This window comes from Aquibium oceanicum (assembly GCF_001889605.1).
GTDB classification, from domain to species: Bacteria; Pseudomonadota; Alphaproteobacteria; order Rhizobiales; family Rhizobiaceae; genus Aquibium; species Aquibium oceanicum.
This window is the reverse complement of record NZ_CP018171.1, coordinates 4,222,192-4,244,403: the sequence shown is the minus strand read 5'-3', so window position 1 is coordinate 4,244,403 and position 22,212 is coordinate 4,222,192. Positions and strand designations below refer to the sequence as shown.

Genomic DNA, 22,212 nt, shown 5'->3' with positions numbered 1-22,212 from the left:
CTCAGCCGGGTGTCGCTGATCTCCGGCAACAAGGGTATCAGATGCTCAGGTTCCTCGTCGGCCGACTGGCCGTCTTGATCCCGACCTTCATCGGGGTCTCGATCATCGCGTTCTCCTTCATCCGGCTGCTTCCCGGCGACCCCGTCATGCTGATGTCGGGCGAACGGGTGATGTCGCAGGATCGCTACGAGCAGATCTCGCGCGAACTCGGCTACGACCGGCCGCTGGTCGTGCAGTATGTCGACTATCTTGGCGGCATCCTTTCCGGCGATTTCGGTACCTCGATCGTCACCAAGCAGCCGGTGCTCTACCAGTTTGGCGAGCTCTTTCCGGCGACGCTGGAACTGTCGCTGTGCGCCATCATCTTCGCGGTGCTGATCGGCATCCCGGCCGGGGTCTTCGCGGCCATCAAGCGCGGCTCGTTCTTCGACCAGACGATCATGGGCACCGCCCTTGTCGGCTATTCCATGCCGATCTTCTGGTGGGGGCTGCTGCTCATCATCCTGTTTTCGGGCATCCTGCAATGGACGCCGGTCTCGGGCCGGATATCGCTGCTCTACTACTTCCCGCAGACAACCGGTTTCATGCTGATCGATTCGCTCTTGTCGGGACAGGCGGGAGCCTTCCGCTCGGCCGCGAGCCATCTGATCCTGCCTACGATCGTGCTCGGCACCATCCCGCTCGCGGTCATCGCGCGCCAGACGCGCTCGGCCATGCTGGAGGTGCTGGGCGAGGACTACGTGCGCACGGCGCGCGCCAAGGGCATGCCGCCGTTCCGCGTCATCGCCGTCCATTCTCTGCGCAATGCCATGATCCCGGTGGTCACCACGATCGGGCTGCAGGTGGGCGTGATGCTCGCCGGCGCCATCCTCACCGAGACGATCTTTTCGTGGCCCGGTATCGGCAAGTGGATGGTGGATTCGGTGTTCCGGCGGGACTATCCGGTCATCCAGGGCGGACTGCTTCTGATCGCCGCCATTATCATGCTGGTCAATCTCATGGTCGACATCCTGTACGGCCTCATCAATCCGCGCATCAGGCACTGAGGTCGGCTATGGCTCAGGCGACAACCACGGCAATGGACCAGGCCAAGGCGGGCGCTGCCTCCCGGCGGCAGATGCTGACCGAGTTCTGGTTCTACTTCTCCGAAAACAAGGGCGCGGTGATCGGCCTCGTCGTTTTCGTCCTCCTCGTCGTGCTGGCGCTGCTGGCTTATGTCATCGCGCCCTACGATCCCAACGCCCAGTTCCGTGACGCTATCCTCGTTCCTCCGTTCTGGCAGGACGGCGGAAGCACGGCATTCCTCTTGGGGACTGACCAGGTCGGCCGCGATATCCTCTCGAGGCTTCTTTTCGGCGCGCAGTACTCGCTGTTCATCGGCGTGGTGGTGACGACGCTGGCGCTCACCGGCGGCATCTTCGTCGGCGTGATCGCCGGCTATTTCCGCGGCTGGGTGGACACGGTCATCATGCGGCTGATGGATATCATCCTTGCCTTCCCGTCACTGCTCCTGGCGCTGGTGCTGGTCGCCGTGCTCGGCCCCGGCCTGATGAACGCGATGATAGCCATCGCGCTCGTGCTGCAGCCGCATTTCGTGCGCCTGACGCGCGCGGCGGTGATGTCCGAGAAGGGCAAGGATTACGTGGTGGCCGCAAGGGTCGCCGGGGCCAAGCCGCTCCGGCTGATGTTCCTGACCATCCTGCCCAACTGCATGGCGCCATTGATCGTGCAGGCGACGCTGTCCTTCTCGACTGCGATCCTCGACGCCGCCGCGCTCGGCTTCCTGGGCATGGGCGCGCAACCACCGACGCCCGAATGGGGGACCATGCTTGCCGAGGCGCGCGAGTTCATCCTGCGCGCCTGGTGGGTGGTCACGCTCCCCGGCATCGCGATCCTTGTCACCGTGCTGGCCATCAACCTCATGGGCGACGGATTGCGGGATGCGCTGGACCCGAAGTTGAAGAGGAGTTGAGGGTGGAGGCCTGGGTTGGACCTGCCATCGTCGCAGCGATCATCTCGGGTCTTATCAGTCTTGCTGTCGTCCAACTGAACTTCCGGCAAGGGCGAAAACTGGAGCAGGCGAGGCGGGATGAGAAGGTCAGGGATTTCCAGATTGCGATTCGCGCGGAAATCAGAAGCGAATTGAGAAACCTGGTTCAACACGATGTGGCCGAGCAACTCGTACTGGTGAAGTCGCGCTACGAGCGCGACCCGGCCTATTCTGTTTCAGTCCCGCGGCCGGTTCGTCAGTCTGTGTTTGAGGCGCTGGTAAACGAGATCCACGTGCTGCCGGAGGCTGTGATCGATCCGGTCGTGCTTTATGCGAGACAACGGAATGCCATCGACTCGATCGTTGAGGACATGCGTGCACCAAGCTTCGTAGCTCTATCGCGTGAGCAGCAGATATCGATGTACGAGGATTATCTGCGAATGTGGGACGCTTGGCGTGAGTTCGCCGTTACTGCCGAAGCTGCGCTGAGCGGCAGTGCGTCAATATCCGGGACGCGGGCCGGTTTGCCCGCTGATAGGCGGAACTGAAGGTAGGGGGCGCGGCTTGGACAACGTAGAGATCTCACCTGTTCGCCATCAACATAGGCGTCTTCGAAGCAAAAATCCAATCGGGATTCGACCATGCCCCTTCTGACCATCGAAAACCTCGTCGTCGAATTCGCCACCGCAAGCGGGCCGTTCCGGGCGGTCGACGGCATTTCGCTCTCGGTCGACGAGCGGGAGGTGCTGGCGATCGTGGGCGAATCCGGATCGGGCAAGTCGGTGTCGATGCTCGCCGTCATGGGGCTCCTGCCGTGGACGGCGAAGGTGACGGCCGACCGGATGGAGTTCGAAGGCCGCGACATCCTGAACATGAGCGAGGCGGACCGCCGCAAGCTGATCGGCAAGGACATCGCCATGATCTTCCAGGAGCCGATGTCGAGCCTGAACCCCTGCTTCACGGTCGGGTTCCAGATCGAGGAGGTGCTACGCTTCCATCTCGGGCTCGACCGCAAGGCGCGGCGCGCCCGCGCGGCCGAACTGCTGCGCGACGTCGGCATTCCCGATCCCGAACAGCGGCTGTCCTCCTTCCCGCACCAGATGTCGGGCGGCCAGTGCCAGCGCGTGATGATCGCCATGGCGCTCGCCTGCAACCCGAAGCTCCTGATCGCCGACGAACCGACCACGGCGCTCGACGTCACCATTCAGAAGCAGATCCTCGATCTCCTGATGTCGCTGCAGGTGGAACACGGCATGGGCCTGATCATGATCACCCACAACATGGGCGTGGTGGCCGAGACCGCCGACCGCGTGATCGTCCAGTACAAGGGGCGCAAGATGGAGGAGGCCGACGTGCTGTCGCTGTTCGAGAACCCGAAGAGCAACTACACCAAGGCGCTGCTTTCGGCGCTGCCCGAGCGCGCGACTGGCGACAGGCTGCCGACCATTGCCAGCTTCATGGAAGGTTTTGAAGCGGCGGGAGACGCCCGATGAGCGAGATCGTCGTCGAAGGCCGCAACATTGTTCGCGACTATCGCATGGGCGGCGGGCTGTTCTCGCAGGAGCGCGTGGTACACGCGGTCAAGGGCGTCTCGTTCAAGGTGGAGAAGGGAAAGACCCTGGCGATCGTGGGCGAATCCGGCTGCGGCAAGTCCACGTTGGCGCGCATCATCACCATGATCGACGCCCAGACCGACGGCGAGCTCTTCATCGATGGCGTGCCGGTCGACATCCGCACGCAGTCGATGACGCCGGAGATGCGCCGCAAGGTGCAGATCGTCTTCCAGAACCCCTACGGATCGCTCAATCCGCGCCAGAAGATCGGCGACGTGCTGGGCGAGCCGCTGTTGGTCAATACCGGCATGCCCGCCTCCGAACGGCGCGACAAGGCCATGCAGATGCTGCTCAAGGTCGGCCTCGCGCCGGAGCACTTCAACCGCTATCCGCACATGTTCTCCGGCGGCCAGAGGCAGCGCATCGCCATCGCGCGCGCGCTGATGCTCAATCCGCGCCTGCTGGTGCTCGACGAGCCGGTCTCGGCGCTCGACCTTTCGGTGCAGGCGCAGGTCTTGAACCTGCTCGCCGACCTGCAGGACGAGTTCGAGCTCACCTACGTCTTCATCAGCCACGATCTGTCGGTGGTGAAGTACATCGCCGACGAGGTGATGGTCATGTATTTCGGCGAGGCGGTGGAGTACGGCTCGCGCGACGCGGTGTTCGCCGACCCGAAGCACGAATACACCAGGACGCTGTTCGCGGCGACGCCGCGCGCCGATGTCGAGAGCATCCGGCAGCGGCTGGCGAAGAAGGCGGCCTGAGCGTCCCATGGACATCCCGACATTCGACGACGTTCTTGCCGCTCAGGATCGCATCGGACCACACGTTCACCGCACACCGGTCCTGACCAACGGCCAGCTCGGCGATCTCGCCGGTGCCAGCCTGTTCTTCAAGTGCGAGAATTTCCAGAAGGTCGGCGCCTTCAAGGCGCGCGGCGCCTGCAACGCGGTCTTCAGCCTGACGGACGAGGAGGCGAAGCGCGGCGTCGCCACGCATTCCTCCGGCAATCACGGACAGGCCATCGCCTATGCCGCTGGGCGGCGCGGCATCCATTCGACGATCGTCATGCCCAAGACTGCGGCGAAGCCGAAGTTTGACGGCGTGCGCGGCTATGGCGGCGAAGTGGTGACCTGTCCGCCGGGGACCAGGTCCCGCGAAGAGGCGGTCGCCGCGGTCCTGGAGCGGACCGGCGCGAACTTTATCCATCCGTTCGACGATGCCCACGTGATCGCGGGGCAGGGCACCTGCGGGCTGGAACTGCTGCAGGACGCCGGACACCTCGATGCGATCGTCGCTCCGGTCGGCGGCGGCGGGCTGATCAGCGGGACGTGCCTCGCGGCTTCGGGCTTCTCCCCCGCGACGAAGGTCTATGCGGCGGAGCCCGAGCAGGCCGACGATGCCTGTCGCTCGAAGCGCGCTGGCCATATCGTCGAGGACGATGCGCCGCAGACGATCGCCGACGGGCTGAAGGCCTCGCTGAAGCCGCTCACCTTCCATTTCGTGGCGAACCACGTCAGCGAGGTGCTGACGGTGTCGGAAAAGGAAATCGTCGATGCCATGCGCCTCGTCTGGGAGCGCATGAAGATCGTCATCGAGCCGTCGAGTGCGGTGGCGGTAGCGGCGGTGCTGAAGAACCGGGAACTGTTCGCGGGCCAGAGGGTGGGGATCATCCTCACGGGCGGCAACGTCGATCTCGACCGGCTGCCCTGGGCGGGGTAATCGGCCGCATCGGTTCTGCCGTTGCCGATGCCGTCATGCTAGGGCTCGTCCCGAGCATGACCGCTTAAGGGGCTGGATTGGCAGCAGCCGTACGCTCCCTCCCGCAAGGCATCTTCTCCCGTGCCGCGAAAACACTATCTTGGCTGGATGCGTCCGTCAGACCTGCTGCAGCCCAGACCCGAAGGCCTCTACTGTCCGCCCGGCGACTTCTTCATCGATCCGGTGAAGCCGGTCGACAAGGCGCTGATCACGCACGGGCATTCCGATCACGCGCGGCCGGGCCATGGCGCGGTGCTGGCGACGCGCGAGACGCTGGACATCATGGCGATCCGCTGCGGAGAGGATTTTGCCGGTTCCACGCAGGCGGCCGCCCTCGGCGAGGAGATCTCCATCAACGGCGTATCCGTCACGTTCTACCCGGCAGGGCATGTGCTGGGTTCGGCGCAGATACGGGTGGCGCATAGCGGGCAGTGCATCGTCGCGTCGGGCGACTACAAGCGACGGGCCGACCCGACCTGCCGCGGCTTCGAGCCGGTGTCGTGCGACGTCTTCATCACCGAGGCGACCTTCGGCCTCCCGGTCTTCCGCCATCCCGACGATCGCGAGGAGATCGCGACGTTGCTGAAATCGGTGGCACAGTTCCCGGAGCGCACGCACCTGGTCGGAGCCTATTCGCTGGGCAAGGCGCAGCGCGTCATCCGCCTTTTGCGCGACGCGGGATACTCGGAGCCGATCTTCGTCCACGGGGCGCTGCAACGGCTCTGCGACTATTATGCCACGCAGGGGGTCGAGCTCGGAGCGCTGGAGCCGGCGACCGTCGACAAGGGCGGCAAGACGGACTTCGCCGGCCGGATCGTGGTCGGGCCGCCATCGGCGTTTTCCGACCGCTGGGCGCGCCGTTTCGCCGATCCGGTGTCTGCCTTTGCGTCGGGCTGGATGCGCATCCGCCAACGGGCGAAGCAGCGCGGGGTGGAACTGCCGCTGATCCTTTCCGACCACGCCGACTGGGACGAACTGGTCGCCACCATTACCGAGACCGGAGCAGGGGAGGTCTGGGTCACGCACGGGCGCGAGGAGGCGATCGTGCGCTGGTGCCAGATCAACGGCATCGCCGCCCGCCCGCTGCATCTCGTCGGCTACGAGGACGAGGAGGATTGATGACGGGGGCTTTTTCGCGCCTGAAAGACCGGGCGCGCGAGATCGAGCGGGACGTGGTTGCGCTCTGGTTTGCCGCGCGCGACAGCCGCACGCCTGTCGCCGCCAAGCTGGTCGCGGCTACGGCGGCGGCCTATGCGCTGAGCCCGATCGATCTCGTCCCAGATTTCATCCCTATCATCGGCTACCTCGACGACCTGATCCTGCTTCCGCTCGGCATCGCCCTGGCTGTCAGGCTGATCCCGGATGCGCTTATGGCGGAATTCCGGCGCGACGCCGTTCAGCAATTGCAGCGGCCGCGTAGCGCGGCCGGCGCGGCGATCGTTATCGTTGTCTGGATCGCCGTCGCCGTGCTGCTGGCATGGTTGTTTTGGCCCGATCAGGGGGCCGGGAGGTAGACGTGCGCCGCTTCGCCGAACTCCTAGATCGTCTCGTCCTGACGCCGTCGCGCAATGCGAAGCTGAAGCTGCTTTCCGATTACTTCCGCTCCACGCCCGACCCGGATCGCGGCATCGCGCTTGCTGCGATCACGGGGGACCTGGACATTCCGGGCGTCAAGCCGGCCATGCTGCGCGCGCTGGTGATGGAGCGGATGGACGCGGTGCTGTTTGCCTATTCCTACGACTATGTCGGCGACCTCGCGGAGACGGTATCGCTCGTGTGGCCCGCCGCGCCCGACGTCGAGCGACGCAATTCCGAACTGTCGCTGTCGGATGCGGTCGAGGCCCTGCTCAATGCAGGGCGGGTTCAGGGGCCTGCCGTATTCGCCGGACTGCTCGACCGGCTGGAAGCGTCCTCCCGCTTCGCGCTTATCAAGCTGGTGACCGGCGGCATGCGGATCGGCGTCTCCGCGCGCATGGCCAAACAGGCGCTTGCCGATGTCGGGCAGGTGGACGTTTCCGAGATCGAGGAACTCTGGCACGGGCTCGATGCCCCTTACGAAGAATTGTTCGCCTGGCTGGAAGGACGCGTCGAAAAGCCGGTGGCAGCGGCCTACGCGCTGTTCCGGCCTGTCATGCTTTCCAACGCGGTCGCCGAAGGCGATCTCGAAAAGCTCGAACCTGCCGACTACGCTGCCGAATGGAAGTGGGACGGCATCCGGGTACAGACTGTAGCCGAGGGCGGCGTGGTGCGGCTTTATTCGCGCACGGGCGACGACATCTCGGGCGCGTTTCCCGACCTCATGGAGGCGATCGAATTCGACGCTGCCATAGATGGCGAACTGCTGGTCGGGGTCGCCGGGCAGCACACGGGCACCTTCTCCGATCTCCAGCAGAGGTTGAACCGCAAGACGGTGTCGGCGAAGATGCGGGAGAAGTTTCCGGTTTTCGTCCGGTGCTACGACCTGCTCCAGGTCGGAGGCGAAGACCTGCGGCCGTTGCCGTTCCGCGAGCGGCGGCAGCGGCTGGAGGCCTTCGCCGCGGGCCTGCCCAGTGAAAGGTTCGACCTGTCGCCCTTCGTGGCGTTCGAAGGCTGGCAAGAACTGGAGGAGAAGCGCTGCAACCCGCCGCATCCCATAATCGAGGGGGTGATGCTGAAGCGCTGGGATTCGGCCTATGTGCCGGGCCGACCGAAGGGGCCGTGGTTCAAGTGGAAGCGCGATCCGCACACCGTCGACGCCGTTCTGATGTATGCCCAGCGCGGCCACGGCAAGCGGTCGAGTTTCTATTCCGACTATACGTTCGGCGTATGGACCGGGCCCGAGGAGAAGCCGGAACTGGTGCCGGTCGGAAAAGCCTATTTCGGATTTACCGACGAGGAACTTCGGCAGATCGACAAGTTCGTGCGCGACAATACGGTGGAGCGCTTCGGACCGGTGCGGTCGGTGAGGGCGGACACCACGCACGGGCTCGTGCTGGAGATCGCCTTCGAAGGGCTGAACCGCTCGCAGCGGCACAAATCGGGCGTGGCGATGCGTTTTCCGCGCATCTCGCGGCTGCGCTGGGACAAGCCGGCGGCGGAGGCGGACCGGCTGGAGACCCTGCAGGCGATGCTCGACTGACCGGGAGGGCTAATCCTGGACTGAGACGCGGATGTCGCGAATATCCACCGCGCGGCCCTGGTTCTCCACGTCGGAGACGATCGAGATCGTGCCTCCGGCGACAGGTTCTCCGGCCGGAACGTCGAGGTCGAAGAGGAGATCGGTCTGCTCCACGGTCACGTCGTAACGGTTGCGGCCGCAATCGCCCAGGGCACCGAAGTCGCAGGTGACGGAGATCTGTGTCGGTTCTCCCTCTTCCGCGGCGGCGACGACGTTGAACACGGTGCGCCGCCCGGCAATGCGATCGAGAATGCCCTGGCCGACGTCGAATATCACCGGCTCGTCGGGAGAGGCGGTGCGGATGCGCAGCACCTGTCCGCCGTCCGAATCCACCACCGCGGCCTCGGCGCCGGGCGGGGTCGAGACGCGCGTCGGATCCGTCGGATCGAAGATCGTGATCCAGTCGGCCTCGTCGTCGGAGACGCTCGCGAGCGGTGGCGAAGGATCGTTGCCTTCCGGCGCGAATTCCTCTTCTTGGAGAGCGAGCGGGGGATTCGGCACGCTGGTGTCGCGCTCCTCGGCCGACATGAAGAGGCCCTGGTCGATGGTCCACCAAGCACCCATGGCGACCGCCGCCAGGAGCGTCAGAACCAGGAAGGCGATGGCATAGGCGCGTCCGCGCCGCCGTTTCGGCGCCGCGCGATACTCGCCCTGCAGGTCCGGCGAATAGGGATCGACGGAGGCGGAAGGCACCGCGGCGAGGACGTCGTCTTCGAAACCGGGTTCGCTGCGTTCGGTCCGTGCCCTGCGCAACGGGCCGCCGCGGGTGCCACGCGAATGCAGTTGCCGGTCCTCACCATCTACGCGGGGCTCGATGACGGGCATCGCGATATCGGCGGGCTCATCCTGACCGGTATCCTCGGCAGCGACCTGTGGCGCCCGGCGATATGGCCGGTCATCCGGCGGCTCGACGGTGTCAACGGCGACGGGTTCCTGCTCGACGGGCGGCTCCCCGGGAAGATTCGTCTCGTCCGCCGATCCATCGTCGGTGTCCGCGGGCGCCTCGGGCTCGGCGGGTTCTTCCGCCGGTTCGGGCTCTGCGCGCGAGGGCGTTTCGGCATCGTCGATGGGAAGGGTCGCAACGACGAACTCGGATTCGACCGTGCTGATGCTCGCCTTCAGCATCTGGCGCCGCTGCCCTATGGTCTCGTCGTCGAGCTGCGGATTGTTGGCGATGCTTCGTTCCAGCGCGGCGTGCACGGAACGATAGACTTTCTCGCGGAAGCTGCGATCGCCCGCATCGCCCTTTTCGAGCGCGCTCCTGATCGTCTTTTCGATCGGATTCAATTCAGGTTCCTCGCATCCCCGCCGACATGGTTAGCCGGACGGGTCGGCGCAATCAACAGCGGCGCTGTGTTCTCGGCGCAACGCGCGGGCCGCGGCCCGGTTGCGCGGGGGTGTATGGAACGTCGCGACGCGGTTGCCGCAAAGCCGCATTCTGCTAGAAGCGACCTTTACGGAAACGTCAACAATCCGCCGGGAGAGAGCGTGCATGGCCTTGCCTGAAATCCTGAAGAAGAACCTGCGCATCCCGGTGGTCGGCTCGCCGCTCTTCATCATTTCGCATCCGCCGCTCGTGCTCGCGCAGTGCAAGGCAGGCATCGTCGGTTCGTTCCCCGCGCTCAACGCTCGGCCCGAGGCGCAACTCGACGAATGGCTGGCGCAGATCACCGAGGAACTCGCCGCGCATGACCGGGCGAACCCGGCTCAGCCGGCGGCACCCTTCGCGGTGAACCAGATCGTCCACAAGTCCAACACCCGCCTTCAGCACGATCTCCAGATGTGCGTGAAGTACAAGGTGCCCGTCGTCATCACGTCGCTCGGCGCGGTCGAGGAAGTGAACCAGGCGGTCCACTCCTATGGCGGTATCGTGCTGCATGACATCATCCACGACCGCCATGCGCGCAAGGCGATCGAGAAGGGCGCGGACGGGCTGATCGCGGTGGCGGCGGGCGCGGGCGGCCATGCCGGCACGCTGTCGCCTTTCGCGCTGGTCCAGGAAATCCGGCAGTGGTTCGACGGGCCGCTTCTGCTTTCGGGCGCCATCGCCAATGGCGGCGCGATCCTCGCGGCGCAAGCCATGGGCGCCGATATGGCCTATATCGGCTCGCCCTTCATCGCCACGCGGGAGGCGCGCGCCGAGGACGCCTATAAGCAAATGATCGTCGACTCGAAGGCGGCCGACATCGTCTATTCGAACCTCTTCACAGGCGTGCACGGCAACTACCTCAAGGGGTCGATCCGCGCTCAGGGGCTCGACCCCGACGATCTGCCGGCTTCCGATCCTTCGAAGATGAACTTCGGCAGCGACAAGACCAAGGCCTGGAAACACATCTGGGGCTGCGGGCAGGGGATCGGCGCGGTCGAGGCCGTGACGACGGCCGCCGAACTGGTCGACAGGCTGGTGGGCGAATACGAGGCTGCCAGGCGGAAGCTCGCCGCGTGACCGAAGAAGCCGGCAAGCGGTCCCGCGAGGTCCTGTTGCCGGTGGCGATGATGATCCTCGCCTGTGCGCTGGTCGCGGCCACGATGCTCTTTGCCAAGATGCTCGGCCGCGCCGTCGAAGGTCCGCCGATCCACCCGCTGCAGGTGACGGCCGGCCGGTACATCTTCGCGCTGGTGGCGTTGGCGCCGGTAATCGCTTGGTACCGGCCGCCGCTGCGGGGCGCTGCGTGGGGCAATCACGTGCTGCGCGTGGCGGCGGGCTGGTCGGGCGTCACCTGTCTCTTCGCCGCGGCCGCTTTCATGCGGCTTGCCGACGCCACCGCCATCGGCTTTCTCAATCCGATCGTCGCCATGGTTCTGGCGATCCCGATCCTCGGCGAGACGGTGGGGAAATGGCGCTGGGGCGCGGCCTTCGTAGCCTTCGTCGGAGCGGTGGTCCTCGTCCGGCCGGGCACGGACGCTTTCCAGCCGGCCGCGATGATCGCGTTGCTCGCGGCCCTGCTCGTCGGGCTGGAAGTCGTGCTCGTCAAGCGGCTGACCAACATCGAGACGCCGCTCAGGATTCTTGCCATCGGCAACATGATCGGAGGCGTCCTGGCAATCGGCGCCGCAAGTTTCGTGTGGATCTGGCCGACGCCCATGCAGTGGATGCTGCTGGCGGGAATCGGTTTCGCCATGGTCGCGGCACAGGCGCTGCTCCTGCAGGCGCTGAAGCGGGGCGACGCCAGTTTCGTGATACCGCTGTTCTACTCGGCGCTGGTCTTCGCCGGCCTCTACGACTACGCGGTCTTCGGCGAGCGGCCCGGCATCAACACCGTCATCGGGGCGATGATGATCATTGGCGGCTCCCTCGTCATCGCCTGGCGGGAACGATCGCGCGAATGAAGGCATACGCCGTGGTTTCGCGTTGAGCCTTCCGCACGGCCTTGACACCGGCGGACCGACACCGCTCCTATCGGTGCGAAACAGCGCGCGGATTTCGACATGCTCAAGACCCCATACCTGCTCTTCCTCGGAGACGCTCCTGACCAGCTCGCGGCCAAGGTGGCGCAGGGCATTCGCGACTGGCGGCCGGAATTCGCGCTCGGCCAGCTGAGGCTGGAGGCCTGCAAGGCGGACATGAAGCTGCCGGACATGACGATCGCCGAAGCGCGGGACGCTGGTGCGGCGACGCTGGTCGTGGGCGCCGCGAACCGGGGCGGGGTGATTTCGAAGGACTGGGTGAGGACGCTGGTCGAAGCGGCCGAAGCAGGCATGGACATCGCATCGGGGCTGCACAACCGGCTTTCCGACATCCCCGAACTCGTGGCCGCGGCCGAGCGGGCCGGGACGCAGCTCTTCGACGTGCGTCTTCCGACCGTGAGCTATCCGATCGCCGACGGGAAGCCGCGCACCGGCAAGCGATGCCTGGCCGTCGGCACGGACTGTTCGGTGGGCAAGATGTACACCGCGCTTGCCATGGAGCGCGAGATGCGCGGACGCGGCATGAAGGCGACCTTCCGCGCCACCGGCCAGACCGGCATCCTCATCACCGGCTCGGGCGTCCCGCTCGACGCAGTGGTGGCCGACTTCATGGCAGGCAGCGTCGAATGGCTGACGCCGGACAACGATGCGGACCACTGGGACCTGATCGAGGGGCAGGGGAGCCTATTCCATCCGTCGTATTCCGGGGTGACGATGGCGCTGGTGCATGGCGGGCGGCCGGATGCGCTGGTTCTCTGCCACGAGCCCACCCGCACCCACATGCGCGGCCTGCCACACTACCAGTTGCCTTCGCTGGAGGCGCTGCGCGATCTCGCGCTCGCGACGGCGCGGATCGTCAATCCGGATGTGACAGTCGCCGGCATCGCGGTGAACACCGCCGCGCTCGGGGACGAAGAGGCGCGCCAGTGCCTGGAGAAGATCGAGGCGCGCATGGGGCTTGCGACCGTCGATCCGTTCCGCGACGGCGCCGCCCGCCTCGTGGACGCGCTTCAGGCCTGATCCGGTCAGAAGACTGCGGTCACGCGACGGCGGAATTCGGCAGTTCGTCGTCGGGGTTCTGCTGCATGACCTCCAGCACCTGCTTGCGGCAGCGCTCGAATGCCGCCACGCAATCGGGATCGAACTGGGCGCCCGCCTCCTGACGCAGGAAAGCGAAGGCGCGGTCGACGCTCCAGGCGGCCTTGTAGGGCCGGTCCGAGGTCAGCGCGTCGAATACGTCGGCCACCGACGCGATGCGGGCGACGAGCGGAATCGACTTTCCCGCGAGTTGCAGCGGATAACCGGCGCCGTCCCAGCGCTCGTGATGCGCAAGCGCGATTTCGGCGGCCAGCTTGAGCAATCCGCATTTGGAGCCGTGCAGGATGGAGGCGCCGATCTCGGCATGCTCGTTGATGTGGGTGCGCTCACCTTCATCCAGGCCGGAATCCTTGAGGAGGACATCGTCGCGGATGCCGACCTTGCCGATGTCGTGCATCGGCGCGGCGAGCTGGATGTCGCGGCAGAGTTCTTCCTTCAAGCCGAGTTCCCTGGCGATCATGGCCGAATAGATCGCCATGCGCTTCGTATGGGCGGCCGTCTCGCGGTCCTTGTAGCCGGCGGCCAGGGTGAGGCGGCTGATGATCTCCTCCTCCCGCTCGCGAAGCTCCTTCGTCGCCTTGTCGACCTCGGTGCGCAGCCACGCCGCCTGGTCGGCCAGCTTGCGCTGGACCTCGCAGAGGCGCACGAGGTTGCCGAGGCGCGCCTTGAACTCGATCGGCTCGATCGGCTTGTGCAGGAACTCCACCGCGCCGGCCTTGATGGCGCGCAGCCTGATATGCGCCTCCCGGTCGGCTGTCACCATGACGATCGGCTTTTCCTCGAACCGCGGCACGTTTCGCAAGGCGGTCAGCAGCTCGATGCCGTCCATGCCCGGCAGCCGGAAATCGACCAGCGCGATGTCGAACTCGAGCCGGTCCATTTCCGCAATCACTTTCAGCGGATCGGCATAGGTGATCGCCGTGCAGCCCGGTGTCTGCCGCACCAGCATCTCCATGAGCATCAGATTGGCATGGCTGTCCTCGACAATGAGGACCTTGAGTTCACCCATTACACTACCTTCCTGATCATGCGGCACATGCGGAACGTTCCTCGCTCAGCCGGGCGATCTCCGCCGCCATCCGAGAGACGGCGACCTCGCTCAGCCGTGCCGACCGCAGTTCTTCGGCGAGGTCGGCGCATTTGACGAAGCCGAGATTGGACGCCGAGCCCTTGAGGGAGTGAAGTGACCGGTCGAAGAGCTCGAGATCGTGCGTCTTCATCGCGCGGGCGAGATCAGCAAGGAGAGCGGAGGTATCGGCGAAGAAGACTTCGACCAAGGCGTCGAAGGCCTCGCGGCCGACCGCCTCGACAAGTTCGTCGACCCGCGCTTGGTCGCGATCGGGCGTAGACGCTGCATTCGGCGGCGCGCCCGCGCCGGCGGTTCCATGCGCCGGCAGCGCGGACGAACCTGACGCCCCGTAGGCGCGGATGAGGGCTGCGAGCTTCGCCGAGGAAATCGGCTTGGCTTCGAAACCGCTCATCCCGGCGTCGCGGCACAGAGAGCGATCCGTCTCGGAAGCGCTGGCCGTCATCGCAATGATGGGGACGAGCGCGCGCCAGTCGCCCGCCGCGCGGATCGCACGGGTCGCCGCGATGCCGTCCATGAGGGGCATCTGCATGTCCATCAGGATAAGATCGAACCTGTCCCGCGAACACATGCGGACGGCCTGCTCGCCGTCGACGGCGATCTCGACCGACTGGTTCAGCATCTCCAGGAATTTCACCGCCACCTGCCGGTTCACGAGGTTGTCCTCGACCAGGAGGATACGCAGGATCGGCAGCGGGTCGGATCGTTCCGATGTCGCGACCGGCGCCGCGGGCGATGCGACGGTCGCCACCGCCGGAACCTCGAACCAGAAGGTGCTTCCCCTCCCAGGCGTGCTGTCGACGCCGATTTCTCCGGACATCTCCTCCACGATGCGCTTGCAGATGGCGAGCCCGAGGCCCGTCCCCCCGTATCGGCGGCTGATCGTGCCGTCGACCTGGCTGAAGGCATTGAAGAGCCGGTGGCGGGCGTCCTCGGGGATGCCGATGCCGGTGTCCGAAACGCTGAAGCGCAGGCGCAATCCGCCCGCGCCGTCACGTTTTTCCTCGACTCGCGCTACGACCTTGCCCTGATCGGTGAACTTCACCGCGTTGCTGAGCAGGTTCAGCACGACCCGCCGCAGCCTGGCGGGATCGCCGAGGTACCATCCGTCGCCGCCGAGTGTCGCGCAGGCGCACGAAAGTTCGTTTCCCTGTTCGCGTGCGCGGCCGTCCATGACCCGCATGGCGTCCTTTACGAGTTCCCTCGCGTCGAAGGGGACGCTTTCGGGCGGCGTGTCGCCATGCTCCAGCTTGGCGAAATCGAGGATTTCGTTGATGATCTCCAGCAGCGCGGTTCCCGAACTGGTGATGACGCGCACGTTTGCCTTGTCCTCCTCCTCGAGACGCGCATGGCCGAGCAGTTCGGCCATGCCGAGGATGGCGTTGAGCGGCGTGCGGATCTCGTGGCCGATCGTCGCCATGAACTGCGACTTCGCACGATTGCCGGCTTCCGCGGCGCTGTAGGCATCGGACAGCTTCGCGGCGATGTTCTCCAGCTCCACGCTGGCCTTCTTGACGTGTGCGACCTGCTGCCGGAGGTTGAGCACCAGAAGTCCGATCGAAAGGGTGAGGGCCACCACGATCATTGCCGACATCCGCTGTAGGCGCATGACCTCTTCGCGCGCTTCCGCCCGGTCGGAGGAGACCGACGAGTTGGTGTAGGTCAGCAGATCGTTGGTCACCTGCAAAAGGTGCGGCAGGGTCTCGACCACCGGGGCCAGCAGGGACGGTGAGTGCGCCTGCCCGGCGCCGAGCGCGTTGAAGGGCGGCTCCATCCACAGGACCATCTCGCGGATGAGCGCCCGGTTGCGGACGATGCTGTCATTGTCCTCGAAGAAGGCGGCGTACTGGCTGTTGTCGAGGATGGACAGGCGCGAATAGAGGATGTCGTAGCGCAGCGCCAGCGTCTGCCGGGCGTCGTCGTCTTGGGCCCCGGAAAGCTTGTGGAGGGATTCCGACAGGGTCCGCGCTTCCCGGTCGAGCTGGTAGACGGCCCACAGCGCGTCCTCGCGAATGCTGTCGCGCAAGGTGTTCTGCCGGTTCGACAAATGTGCGAACATGCCGCCGAGCGCCACCATGAGGCCGAGCGAGAGCGCGATCAGATATCTCGTCGCTACGCGCGCCTTGCGGACGGCATCCTGGCTGGCTGTGAGCTGCGTGTTCAATCGACGACCTCGATCTCGCGGATCTGCCACACCGATCGGGAGAAATACTTTTCGTTGTAGAGTTCGGGGTTCTTGTCGAACGGGTAGATGAGGAACAGCGGACCCTTCTCGCGGACGGACATGGTCTCGCCGTTCATGCGAAGCGCCAGGATCGTCTCGAAATCGCGCGCGTCCTCGAGGGGCAGTTCGGCGGAGTAGTCGTTCAGCGCCTTAACCACCAGTTTGTGGCCGTGCGCCCCGACCGCCTCCAGCAGCGCGTCGAGATAGGGGCCCTCGAATTCGGTGACGCTATCCGTCCAGGGCGTGCGCATGGAGGCGCTGCGGCCGGCGATCTCTTCCAGCATCGCGAGGTCGAACTCGGCGGCCTCGCCGCTGTTGGTGCGCTCGATGGCGCCGGTGACGGAAAGGATGACGGTGCCCTTCGGCTGGCCGAGTTCGGCTGCGAGCGTGGACGTGGCGCCGAGCATTGCGAGCGCACAGGAAATCAGGAGGGCTCTCATACGAGGGAGACCTTTCGGGTTCGGCAATGCCGCTCATCGCGACGGGCGAGGCCTATCGTTCCGCGGAACGGCTAAAATCACGGGAGGTTTGCATGCCGGCGGCGCCGGCCGGCGGGAAGCGGCATCATGCCTTCGTGGCCATCAGGCCCTCGATCCCCACCGTTGCCCCAGCGTTAGCAGTCGGCCCTTGAATCTCGATGAAGACGATAGTTGCAAATCTAACGATTTGCCCTGAATTCATACGGCGCGGGTGGGGAAAACGATAAAGGCCCCGCATGGGGGCCTTCTCGACTTCGAAGTGATTCTTGCCTGCGCCTAGGCGCCGTTGGCCATTTTCACGGCGCGCTTGGCCATGACGACGATCAGGTTTGCCCGGTATTCGGCCGAGGCGTGGATGTCCGACATCAGGTTGCCCGAGGGGACGGTAAGTCCATCCAAGGCCGAGGCGTCGAAGTTCGACGAGAGTGCCGCCTCGATCTCGGAGGAGCGGAAGACGCCGTCGTCGCCCGCTCCGGTGACGCCCACCTTAACGCCACCGTCGCCCTGGGCGACGAAGACGCCGGTCATCGCGTAGCGCGACGCAGGATTGCGGAACTTCTGGTAGCCGCATTTGGTGGGCGCGGTGAACTTGACCGCGGTGACGATCTCGCCGTCCTCCAGCGCGGTCTCGAACAGGCCGGTGAAGAATTCCTCCGCCGCGATCTCGCGGGTGTTCGTCACCACGGTGGCGCCGAGCGCCAGGAGCGCGGCCGGATAGTCGGCGGCCGGATCGTTGTTCGCGATCGAGCCGCCGAGCGTGCCGAGATGCCTCACGTGCGGATCGCCGATCTGGCTCGCCATGTGGCAGAAGGAGTGGCACACGGCCGCCAGTTCCTTGCTGTCGGCGACCTCGGCATGGGTGGTGCCGGCGCCGATGGTGACGTCGCGGCTCGAGACCTTGATGCCCTTCAGGTCCGCGATATGGCGCAGGTCGATCAGGTCGCTGGGTGCCGCGAGCCTCGTCTTCATGGCCGGGATCAGCGTCATGCCGCCGGAAACGACCTTGCCGTCCTCGGCCTCGCCCAGGAGCTTGACCGCATCCTCCAGCGAGGACGCACGATGGTAATTTGTGGAATACATCTTCTTCGTCTCCGATCGCTTCGCTCAGTGCCGCGTGGCCGCCTTCAACGCCGCCCAGACCGTCAGCGGCGTCGCGGGCATGGTCAGATCATTGTTGCCGATCGCATCGGTGACCGCGTTGATGACGGCCGGCGGGGAGCCGATCGCGCCAGCCTCGCCGCAGCCCTTGATCCCGAGCGGATTGCCGGGGCAGGGGGTGTTCGAAGTCGACACGGTGAACGACGGCAGGTCGCCGGCGCGCGGCATGGTGTAGTCCATGTAGCTCGCGGTGATCAGCTGGCCCGACTGGTCGTACCGGCATCCTTCCAGCAGCGCCTGGCCGACGCCCTGGGCGATGCCGCCATGCACCTGGCCCTCGACGATCATCGGGTTGATGATGTTGCCGAAATCGTCGGCGGCCACGAACTGGACGATCTCGGTCGTGCCTGTGTCGGGATCGACCTCGACCTCGCAGATGTAGCAGCCGGCCGGGAAGGTGAAGTTCGACGGATCGTAGAAGGCGCCCTCCTTCAGTCCCGGCTCCATGCCCGCCGGCAGATTGTGAGCGGCGTAGGCGGCGAGCGCCATCTGGAACCACGGAAGGGTCTTGTCGGTACCCGCGACCTTCAATTCGCCGTTCTCGATCACGATGTCGGCCTCGTCGGCTTCCAGCAGGTGGGCGGCGATCTTCTTCGCCTTGGCCTCGACCTTGTCGAGCGCCTTGACGATGGCCGACATGCCGACGGCGCCCGAGCGCGAGCCGTAGGTGCCCATGCCCATCTGCACCTTGTCGGTGTCTCCGTGGACGATCGAGACCTGCTCGATCGGCACGCCGAAGCGCTGGTTGACGAGCTGGGCGAAGGTCGTCTCGTGGCCCTGGCCGTGGCTGTGAGAGCCGGTCAGCACTTCGATGGTGCCGGCCATGTTGACCCGCACCTCGGCCGATTCCCACAGGCCCACGCCGGCGCCGAGCGAACCCACCGCCTGGCTGGGCGCGATGCCGCAGGCCTCGATGTAGCAACTCATGCCGATGCCGCGCAGTTTGCCGCGGGACTTGGCCTCGGCGCGGCGCGCCTCGAAGCCGGCGTAGTCGGCCGCCTTCATCGCGGCATCGAGCGAGGCGGCGTAGTCGCCCGCGTCGTAGGCCATGATGACGGGCGTCTGGTAGGGGAACTCGGTGATGAAGTTCTTGCGGCGCAGTTCGGCGGGGCTGACGCCCAGTTCGCGCGCCGCGGTCTCCACCACGCGTTCCATGACGTACGTCGCTTCCGGCCGGCCCGCGCCGCGATATGCATCGACCGGCGCGGTGTTGGTGTAGGCGGTGCGCACGTTGCAGTGGATCGCCGGGATCGCGTACTGGCCCGACAGCAGCGTCGCGTAGAGGTAGGTGGGCACCGATGACGAAAACAGCGACATGTAGCCGCCGAGATTGGCGATGGTGTCGACCTTCAGCCCCGTCATGCGATTGTCGGCATCGAAGGCCATCTGTACCTCGGTGACGTGGTCGCGACCGTGGGCATCGGTCAGGAAGCTCTCCGTGCGGTCGGCGACCCATTTGACCGGCACGCCGGTCTTCTTGGAAGCCCACAAGCAGACGATCTCTTCCGGATAGATGAAGATCTTGGAACCGAAGCCGCCGCCGACGTCGGGCGCGATGACGCGCAGCTTGTTCTCCGGCGCGACGTTGTAGAAAGCGCTCATCACCACGCGGGCGACGTGCGGGTTCTGCGAGGTGGTCCAGCAGGTGTAGTGGTCCTCGGCCTTGTCGTAGTGGCCGAGCGCGGCACGCGGCTCCATGGCGTTCGGCACGAGGCGGTTGTTGACGAGCTTCAGTTTCGTCACGTGCGCGGCCGATGCGATCGCCTTGTCGGCGGCGGCGGCGTCGCCGATCTCCCAGTCGTAGATCAGGTTGCCTTCCGCCTCGGGGTGAAGCTGGGGAGCGCCTTCCTCAAGCGCCGCCACCGCATCGATGACGGCCGGCAGTTCCTTGTAGTTGACCACGACCGCCTCGGCCGCGTCGCGCGCCTGGCCCTTGGTCTCGGCCACGACGATGGCCACCGCCTCGCCGACGAAGCGCACGCGGTCGGTCGCCATCGGCGACCAGGCGCCCATCTTCATCGGCGTGCCGTCCTTGGAATGGATCATCCAGCCGCAGATCAGGTTGCCGATGCCGTCGGCCTTGATCTCCTTGCCGGTGAGGACGCCGATGACGCCGGGCATCTTCTTAGCGGCCGCGACGTCGATGCTCTCGATCTCGGCATGCGCGTGAGGGCTCCTGACGAACGCGGCGTGCTTCATGCCAGGCACGACCATGTCGTCGACGTAGCGCCCCGCGCCGGTGATGAACCGCTTGTCTTCCTTGCGCGCGACCCTCGCGCCGATGCCTTCGATGCCCATTAGAAACTCCTCCTCCGGAATTCTCGTGTCCGTTGCGGCCTGCGGCGGCGGTCGGGCGGGTTCAGACCCGCGTCGCGACCCTGCGCCGTTCCTCGGGGTGCGCCTTCAACATCCCGGCCGCTCCTCCTCCCCGTCGCGGTTTCAGGCCGCGCGGGCGGCGCCCTTCGACATGGTCTCCGACGCCGCCAGGATCGCCTTGACGATATTGTGATAGCCGGTGCAGCGGCAGATGTTGCCCTCGAGCTCCGAGCGCACGGTCTTCTCGTCCAGGCCTTCGGGATGGCGGGCGATCATGTCGGTGGCCGCCATGATCATGCCCGGGGTACAGAAGCCGCACTGCAGCCCGTGATGCTCGCGGAACGCCGCCTGGACGGGATGGAGATCGGCGCCGTCGGCCAGCCCCTCGATCGTGACGACCGTCGAGCCGGACGCCTGGGCCGCGAGCATGGAGCAGCTCTTCACCGCCTTGCCGTCGAGATGCACCACGCAGGCGCCGCACTGCGAGGTGTCGCAGCCCACATGCGTGCCGGTCAGGCCGAGGTTTTCGCGCAGGAAATGCACGAGAAGCGTCCTGTCCTCGACGTTCCCGGTGACGGTGCGGCCATTCACGACCATTTCGATTTCGGACATCAGTTTCCTCCTGACCTGCCTTCTGGGTGGGTGGCGCATGCCCATGCGCCCCAGGTTCGCCGGGGAGATTACTCCAGCGGAAGGAAGAGTCCATTGGCACAGGGAGGATTTTCTGCCGCACCGGAACATAACGGCTTTCCGGTAGGGCCGCCCGGCGGCGGTAGGTTGGGTGTTGCGGCCTGCGATCGCGAGGCCGGCAAGCCGCTGCGGCGGGGCACCTCGCGGGCTCCCGGCGACGGCTCCGTTCCCGGTCGATCGGCGCGTCGCAGGCCGACGGTGATTTGTCGCGGCTTGCCGCTTGAATTCGGCGCCCGATGCCGGTATCACGCGCTCACCTTCGCCCGAGGCGCAAACCGCCCCGGGCCGGGCCGCTTTAGCTCAGTTGGTAGAGCACATCATTCGTAATGATGGGGTCGCGTGTTCGAGTCACGCAAGCGGCACCACTTCCCAGTTTGACGACATCAAATTGCGCAGATGACCGGCGGTCCCCAGTATCCGAGGACCGTCGTCGTGCTCTACGTCCCGCTCAGTGCTCTCCCCGCGATCCACCTCGATCGAGGTGGATGTTGAACCACTCACGAAAGCCGGCCTCACATCCCATACGATTCATCGATCGCGGGACGCGCTCTACCTACTGCGGCAATCGCGGTACGACGAGATTGGCAGCGGCGCCCAGGTCCTCCGCTATCGCTATCTCGACGGCGTTCGCATCGCGTTTCTTGAGAGCATGGATGATCTGGTTGTGTCGCTCCATCGTCTCTTCGCTGCTGATCTTGTAGGGATGATGATGGAGAGCGGGTCCCATGCGGACCCAGAGATTTTCGATGAGGGTCAGGAGCGCAGGCCTGTCGGCCATGCGATAGATGGTGAAGTGGAAGCGGTAGTTCTCGGCAAGCGCTTCCTTTGCGGTTTCGAGGCGTGACATTCGTTCGTTGATCCGCTCGAGCTTTCCGAGGGTATCGGTATCCATGCTGCCCAACGCGACCCGCGCGGCAAGCCCTTCCAGGCGCTGCCGGATTTCGATGATATGACGATATTCCTGTTGCGAAACGTGCCGAAGTAAGAAGCCGCTCTGCGGACGCCCCTCCAGCACGCCGTCCGCTTCGAGACGCTTCAATGCGTCGCGCACCGGTTGCGCGCTGACTCTGAGTACCTGGGCGAGCGAGCGGCTGGTAAGGGATGTACCAGGCGCGACGCGGCCGCTCATCATGGCCTGGCGGATGCTACGGTAGACTTGCCTCTCGACCGTTTCGGCAAGCGTCGCATCGATCGCGTCGAGTTCGGGCGCCTGCGACTGTTGCCGACCGGGACCCGGCCGCCTGTTCACTTCCGACATCGCACCTCCACTGACCCTCGATACCACGGCTAT

The 22,212-nt window shown here is 65.6% G+C and carries 21 protein-coding genes and 1 tRNA gene; 14 read left to right on the top strand and 8 right to left on the bottom strand.

Annotated features, from left to right (window positions below; genetic code table 11):
• Nucleotides 1–41 precede the first annotated feature (41 nt).
• The 9 genes from BSQ44_RS20745 (at nt 42) to BSQ44_RS20705 (ending at nt 8,422) form a co-directional block, all read left to right on the top strand.
• Nucleotides 42–1,046, top strand: a complete 1,005-nt coding sequence (locus BSQ44_RS20745; RefSeq protein WP_072606991.1) for an ABC transporter permease subunit — start codon at nt 42–44, stop codon at nt 1,044–1,046.
• An 8-nt stretch (nt 1,047–1,054) separates the two neighbouring features.
• A complete protein-coding gene (locus BSQ44_RS20740; protein ID WP_072606990.1) occupies nt 1,055–1,972 on the top strand; it encodes an ABC transporter permease subunit in 918 nt (305 codons plus the stop codon).
• 2 nt (nt 1,973–1,974) lie between these two features.
• Entirely contained in the window at nt 1,975–2,538 is a 564-nt protein-coding gene (locus BSQ44_RS20735; protein WP_157894656.1) for a hypothetical protein, read from the top strand.
• A 93-nt stretch (nt 2,539–2,631) separates the two neighbouring features.
• Nucleotides 2,632–3,483, top strand: coding sequence for an ABC transporter ATP-binding protein (locus BSQ44_RS20730; protein WP_072606988.1), 852 nt, complete (start codon nt 2,632–2,634; stop codon nt 3,481–3,483).
• Nucleotides 3,480–4,307, top strand: coding sequence for a dipeptide ABC transporter ATP-binding protein (locus BSQ44_RS20725; RefSeq protein ID WP_072606987.1), 828 nt, complete (start codon nt 3,480–3,482; stop codon nt 4,305–4,307). Before BSQ44_RS20730 ends, BSQ44_RS20725 begins: the two co-directional genes overlap by 4 nt.
• Nucleotides 4,308–4,314: 7 nt before the next feature.
• Nucleotides 4,315–5,265 carry a beta-hydroxyaspartate dehydratase BhcB gene (gene bhcB / locus BSQ44_RS20720; protein WP_072606986.1) on the top strand — a complete coding sequence of 317 codons (951 nt, stop codon included), beginning with the start codon at nt 4,315–4,317 and terminating at the stop codon, nt 5,263–5,265.
• Between the two features lie 147 nt (nt 5,266–5,412).
• Nucleotides 5,413–6,423: a ligase-associated DNA damage response exonuclease gene (locus tag BSQ44_RS20715; RefSeq protein ID WP_072606985.1), complete on the top strand. Its 1,011-nt coding sequence runs from the start codon at nt 5,413–5,415 to the stop codon at nt 6,421–6,423.
• A complete protein-coding gene (locus BSQ44_RS20710) occupies nt 6,423–6,818 on the top strand; it encodes a YkvA family protein (protein ID WP_072606984.1) in 396 nt (131 codons plus the stop codon). Before BSQ44_RS20715 ends, BSQ44_RS20710 begins: the two co-directional genes overlap by 1 nt.
• A gap of 2 nt (nt 6,819–6,820) precedes the next feature.
• On the top strand, nt 6,821–8,422 hold the full coding sequence (locus BSQ44_RS20705) for a cisplatin damage response ATP-dependent DNA ligase (RefSeq protein ID WP_072606983.1): 1,602 nt from the start codon (nt 6,821–6,823) through the stop codon (nt 8,420–8,422).
• 9 nt (nt 8,423–8,431) lie between these two features.
• On the opposite strand, the gene BSQ44_RS27010 is transcribed toward BSQ44_RS20705, so the two are convergent.
• Entirely contained in the window at nt 8,432–9,214 is a 783-nt protein-coding gene (locus BSQ44_RS27010) for a hypothetical protein (RefSeq protein ID WP_157894655.1), read from the bottom strand.
• A 24-nt stretch (nt 9,215–9,238) separates the two neighbouring features.
• On the opposite strand from BSQ44_RS27010, the gene BSQ44_RS27005 reads away from it, so the two are divergent.
• The 4 genes from BSQ44_RS27005 to dgcN all read left to right on the top strand — a co-directional run bounded on the left by BSQ44_RS27005 (nt 9,239) and on the right by dgcN (nt 12,889).
• The gene (locus BSQ44_RS27005; protein WP_157894654.1) at nt 9,239–9,967 is read left to right on the top strand and encodes a hypothetical protein; all 729 of its coding nucleotides are present in this window, start codon (nt 9,239–9,241) and stop codon (nt 9,965–9,967) included.
• Complete coding sequence (locus BSQ44_RS20695; RefSeq protein WP_072606981.1) at nt 9,954–10,907, top strand: NAD(P)H-dependent flavin oxidoreductase; 954 nt, start codon at nt 9,954–9,956, stop codon at nt 10,905–10,907. Before BSQ44_RS27005 ends, BSQ44_RS20695 begins: the two co-directional genes overlap by 14 nt.
• On the top strand, nt 10,904–11,791 hold the full coding sequence (locus tag BSQ44_RS20690) for a DMT family transporter (RefSeq protein WP_210187891.1): 888 nt from the start codon (nt 10,904–10,906) through the stop codon (nt 11,789–11,791). The genes BSQ44_RS20695 and BSQ44_RS20690 overlap by 4 nt, the downstream gene beginning before the upstream one ends.
• Nucleotides 11,792–11,890: 99 nt before the next feature.
• Entirely contained in the window at nt 11,891–12,889 is a 999-nt protein-coding gene (gene dgcN, locus BSQ44_RS20685; RefSeq protein ID WP_072606980.1) for an N-acetyltransferase DgcN, read from the top strand.
• Nucleotides 12,890–12,908: 19 nt separating this feature from the next.
• Here dgcN and BSQ44_RS20680 read toward each other — a convergent pair whose 3' ends face one another.
• From BSQ44_RS20680 to BSQ44_RS20655, 6 genes are all read right to left on the bottom strand, one after another.
• A complete protein-coding gene (locus tag BSQ44_RS20680) occupies nt 12,909–13,976 on the bottom strand; it encodes an HD domain-containing phosphohydrolase (RefSeq protein WP_072606979.1) in 1,068 nt (355 codons plus the stop codon).
• Nucleotides 13,977–13,992: 16 nt separating this feature from the next.
• The gene (locus tag BSQ44_RS20675) at nt 13,993–16,218 is read right to left on the bottom strand and encodes an ATP-binding protein (protein WP_083534851.1); all 2,226 of its coding nucleotides are present in this window, start codon (nt 16,216–16,218) and stop codon (nt 13,993–13,995) included.
• Nucleotides 16,215–16,718, bottom strand: a complete 504-nt coding sequence (locus BSQ44_RS20670; protein WP_072606978.1) for a putative pterin-binding protein — start codon at nt 16,716–16,718, stop codon at nt 16,215–16,217. Before BSQ44_RS20670 ends, BSQ44_RS20675 begins: the two co-directional genes overlap by 4 nt.
• Before the next feature lie 315 nt (nt 16,719–17,033).
• Nucleotides 17,034–17,837 (bottom strand): FAD binding domain-containing protein, encoded by an 804-nt coding sequence (locus BSQ44_RS20665; RefSeq protein ID WP_072606977.1) that lies wholly within the window; start codon nt 17,835–17,837, stop codon nt 17,034–17,036.
• 24 nt (nt 17,838–17,861) lie between these two features.
• Nucleotides 17,862–20,213: a xanthine dehydrogenase family protein molybdopterin-binding subunit gene (locus BSQ44_RS20660; RefSeq protein WP_072606976.1), complete on the bottom strand. Its 2,352-nt coding sequence runs from the start codon at nt 20,211–20,213 to the stop codon at nt 17,862–17,864.
• Between the two features lie 141 nt (nt 20,214–20,354).
• Nucleotides 20,355–20,843, bottom strand: a complete 489-nt coding sequence (locus BSQ44_RS20655) for a (2Fe-2S)-binding protein (protein WP_072606975.1) — start codon at nt 20,841–20,843, stop codon at nt 20,355–20,357.
• A gap of 367 nt (nt 20,844–21,210) precedes the next feature.
• Between BSQ44_RS20655 and BSQ44_RS20650 the strand changes: the two genes are divergently transcribed.
• Nucleotides 21,211–21,286 (top strand) — tRNA-Thr (locus BSQ44_RS20650).
• A 188-nt stretch (nt 21,287–21,474) separates the two neighbouring features.
• On the opposite strand, the gene BSQ44_RS20645 is transcribed toward BSQ44_RS20650, so the two are convergent.
• Complete coding sequence (locus BSQ44_RS20645; protein WP_072606974.1) at nt 21,475–22,179, bottom strand: GntR family transcriptional regulator; 705 nt, start codon at nt 22,177–22,179, stop codon at nt 21,475–21,477.
• Nucleotides 22,180–22,212 lie beyond the last annotated feature (33 nt).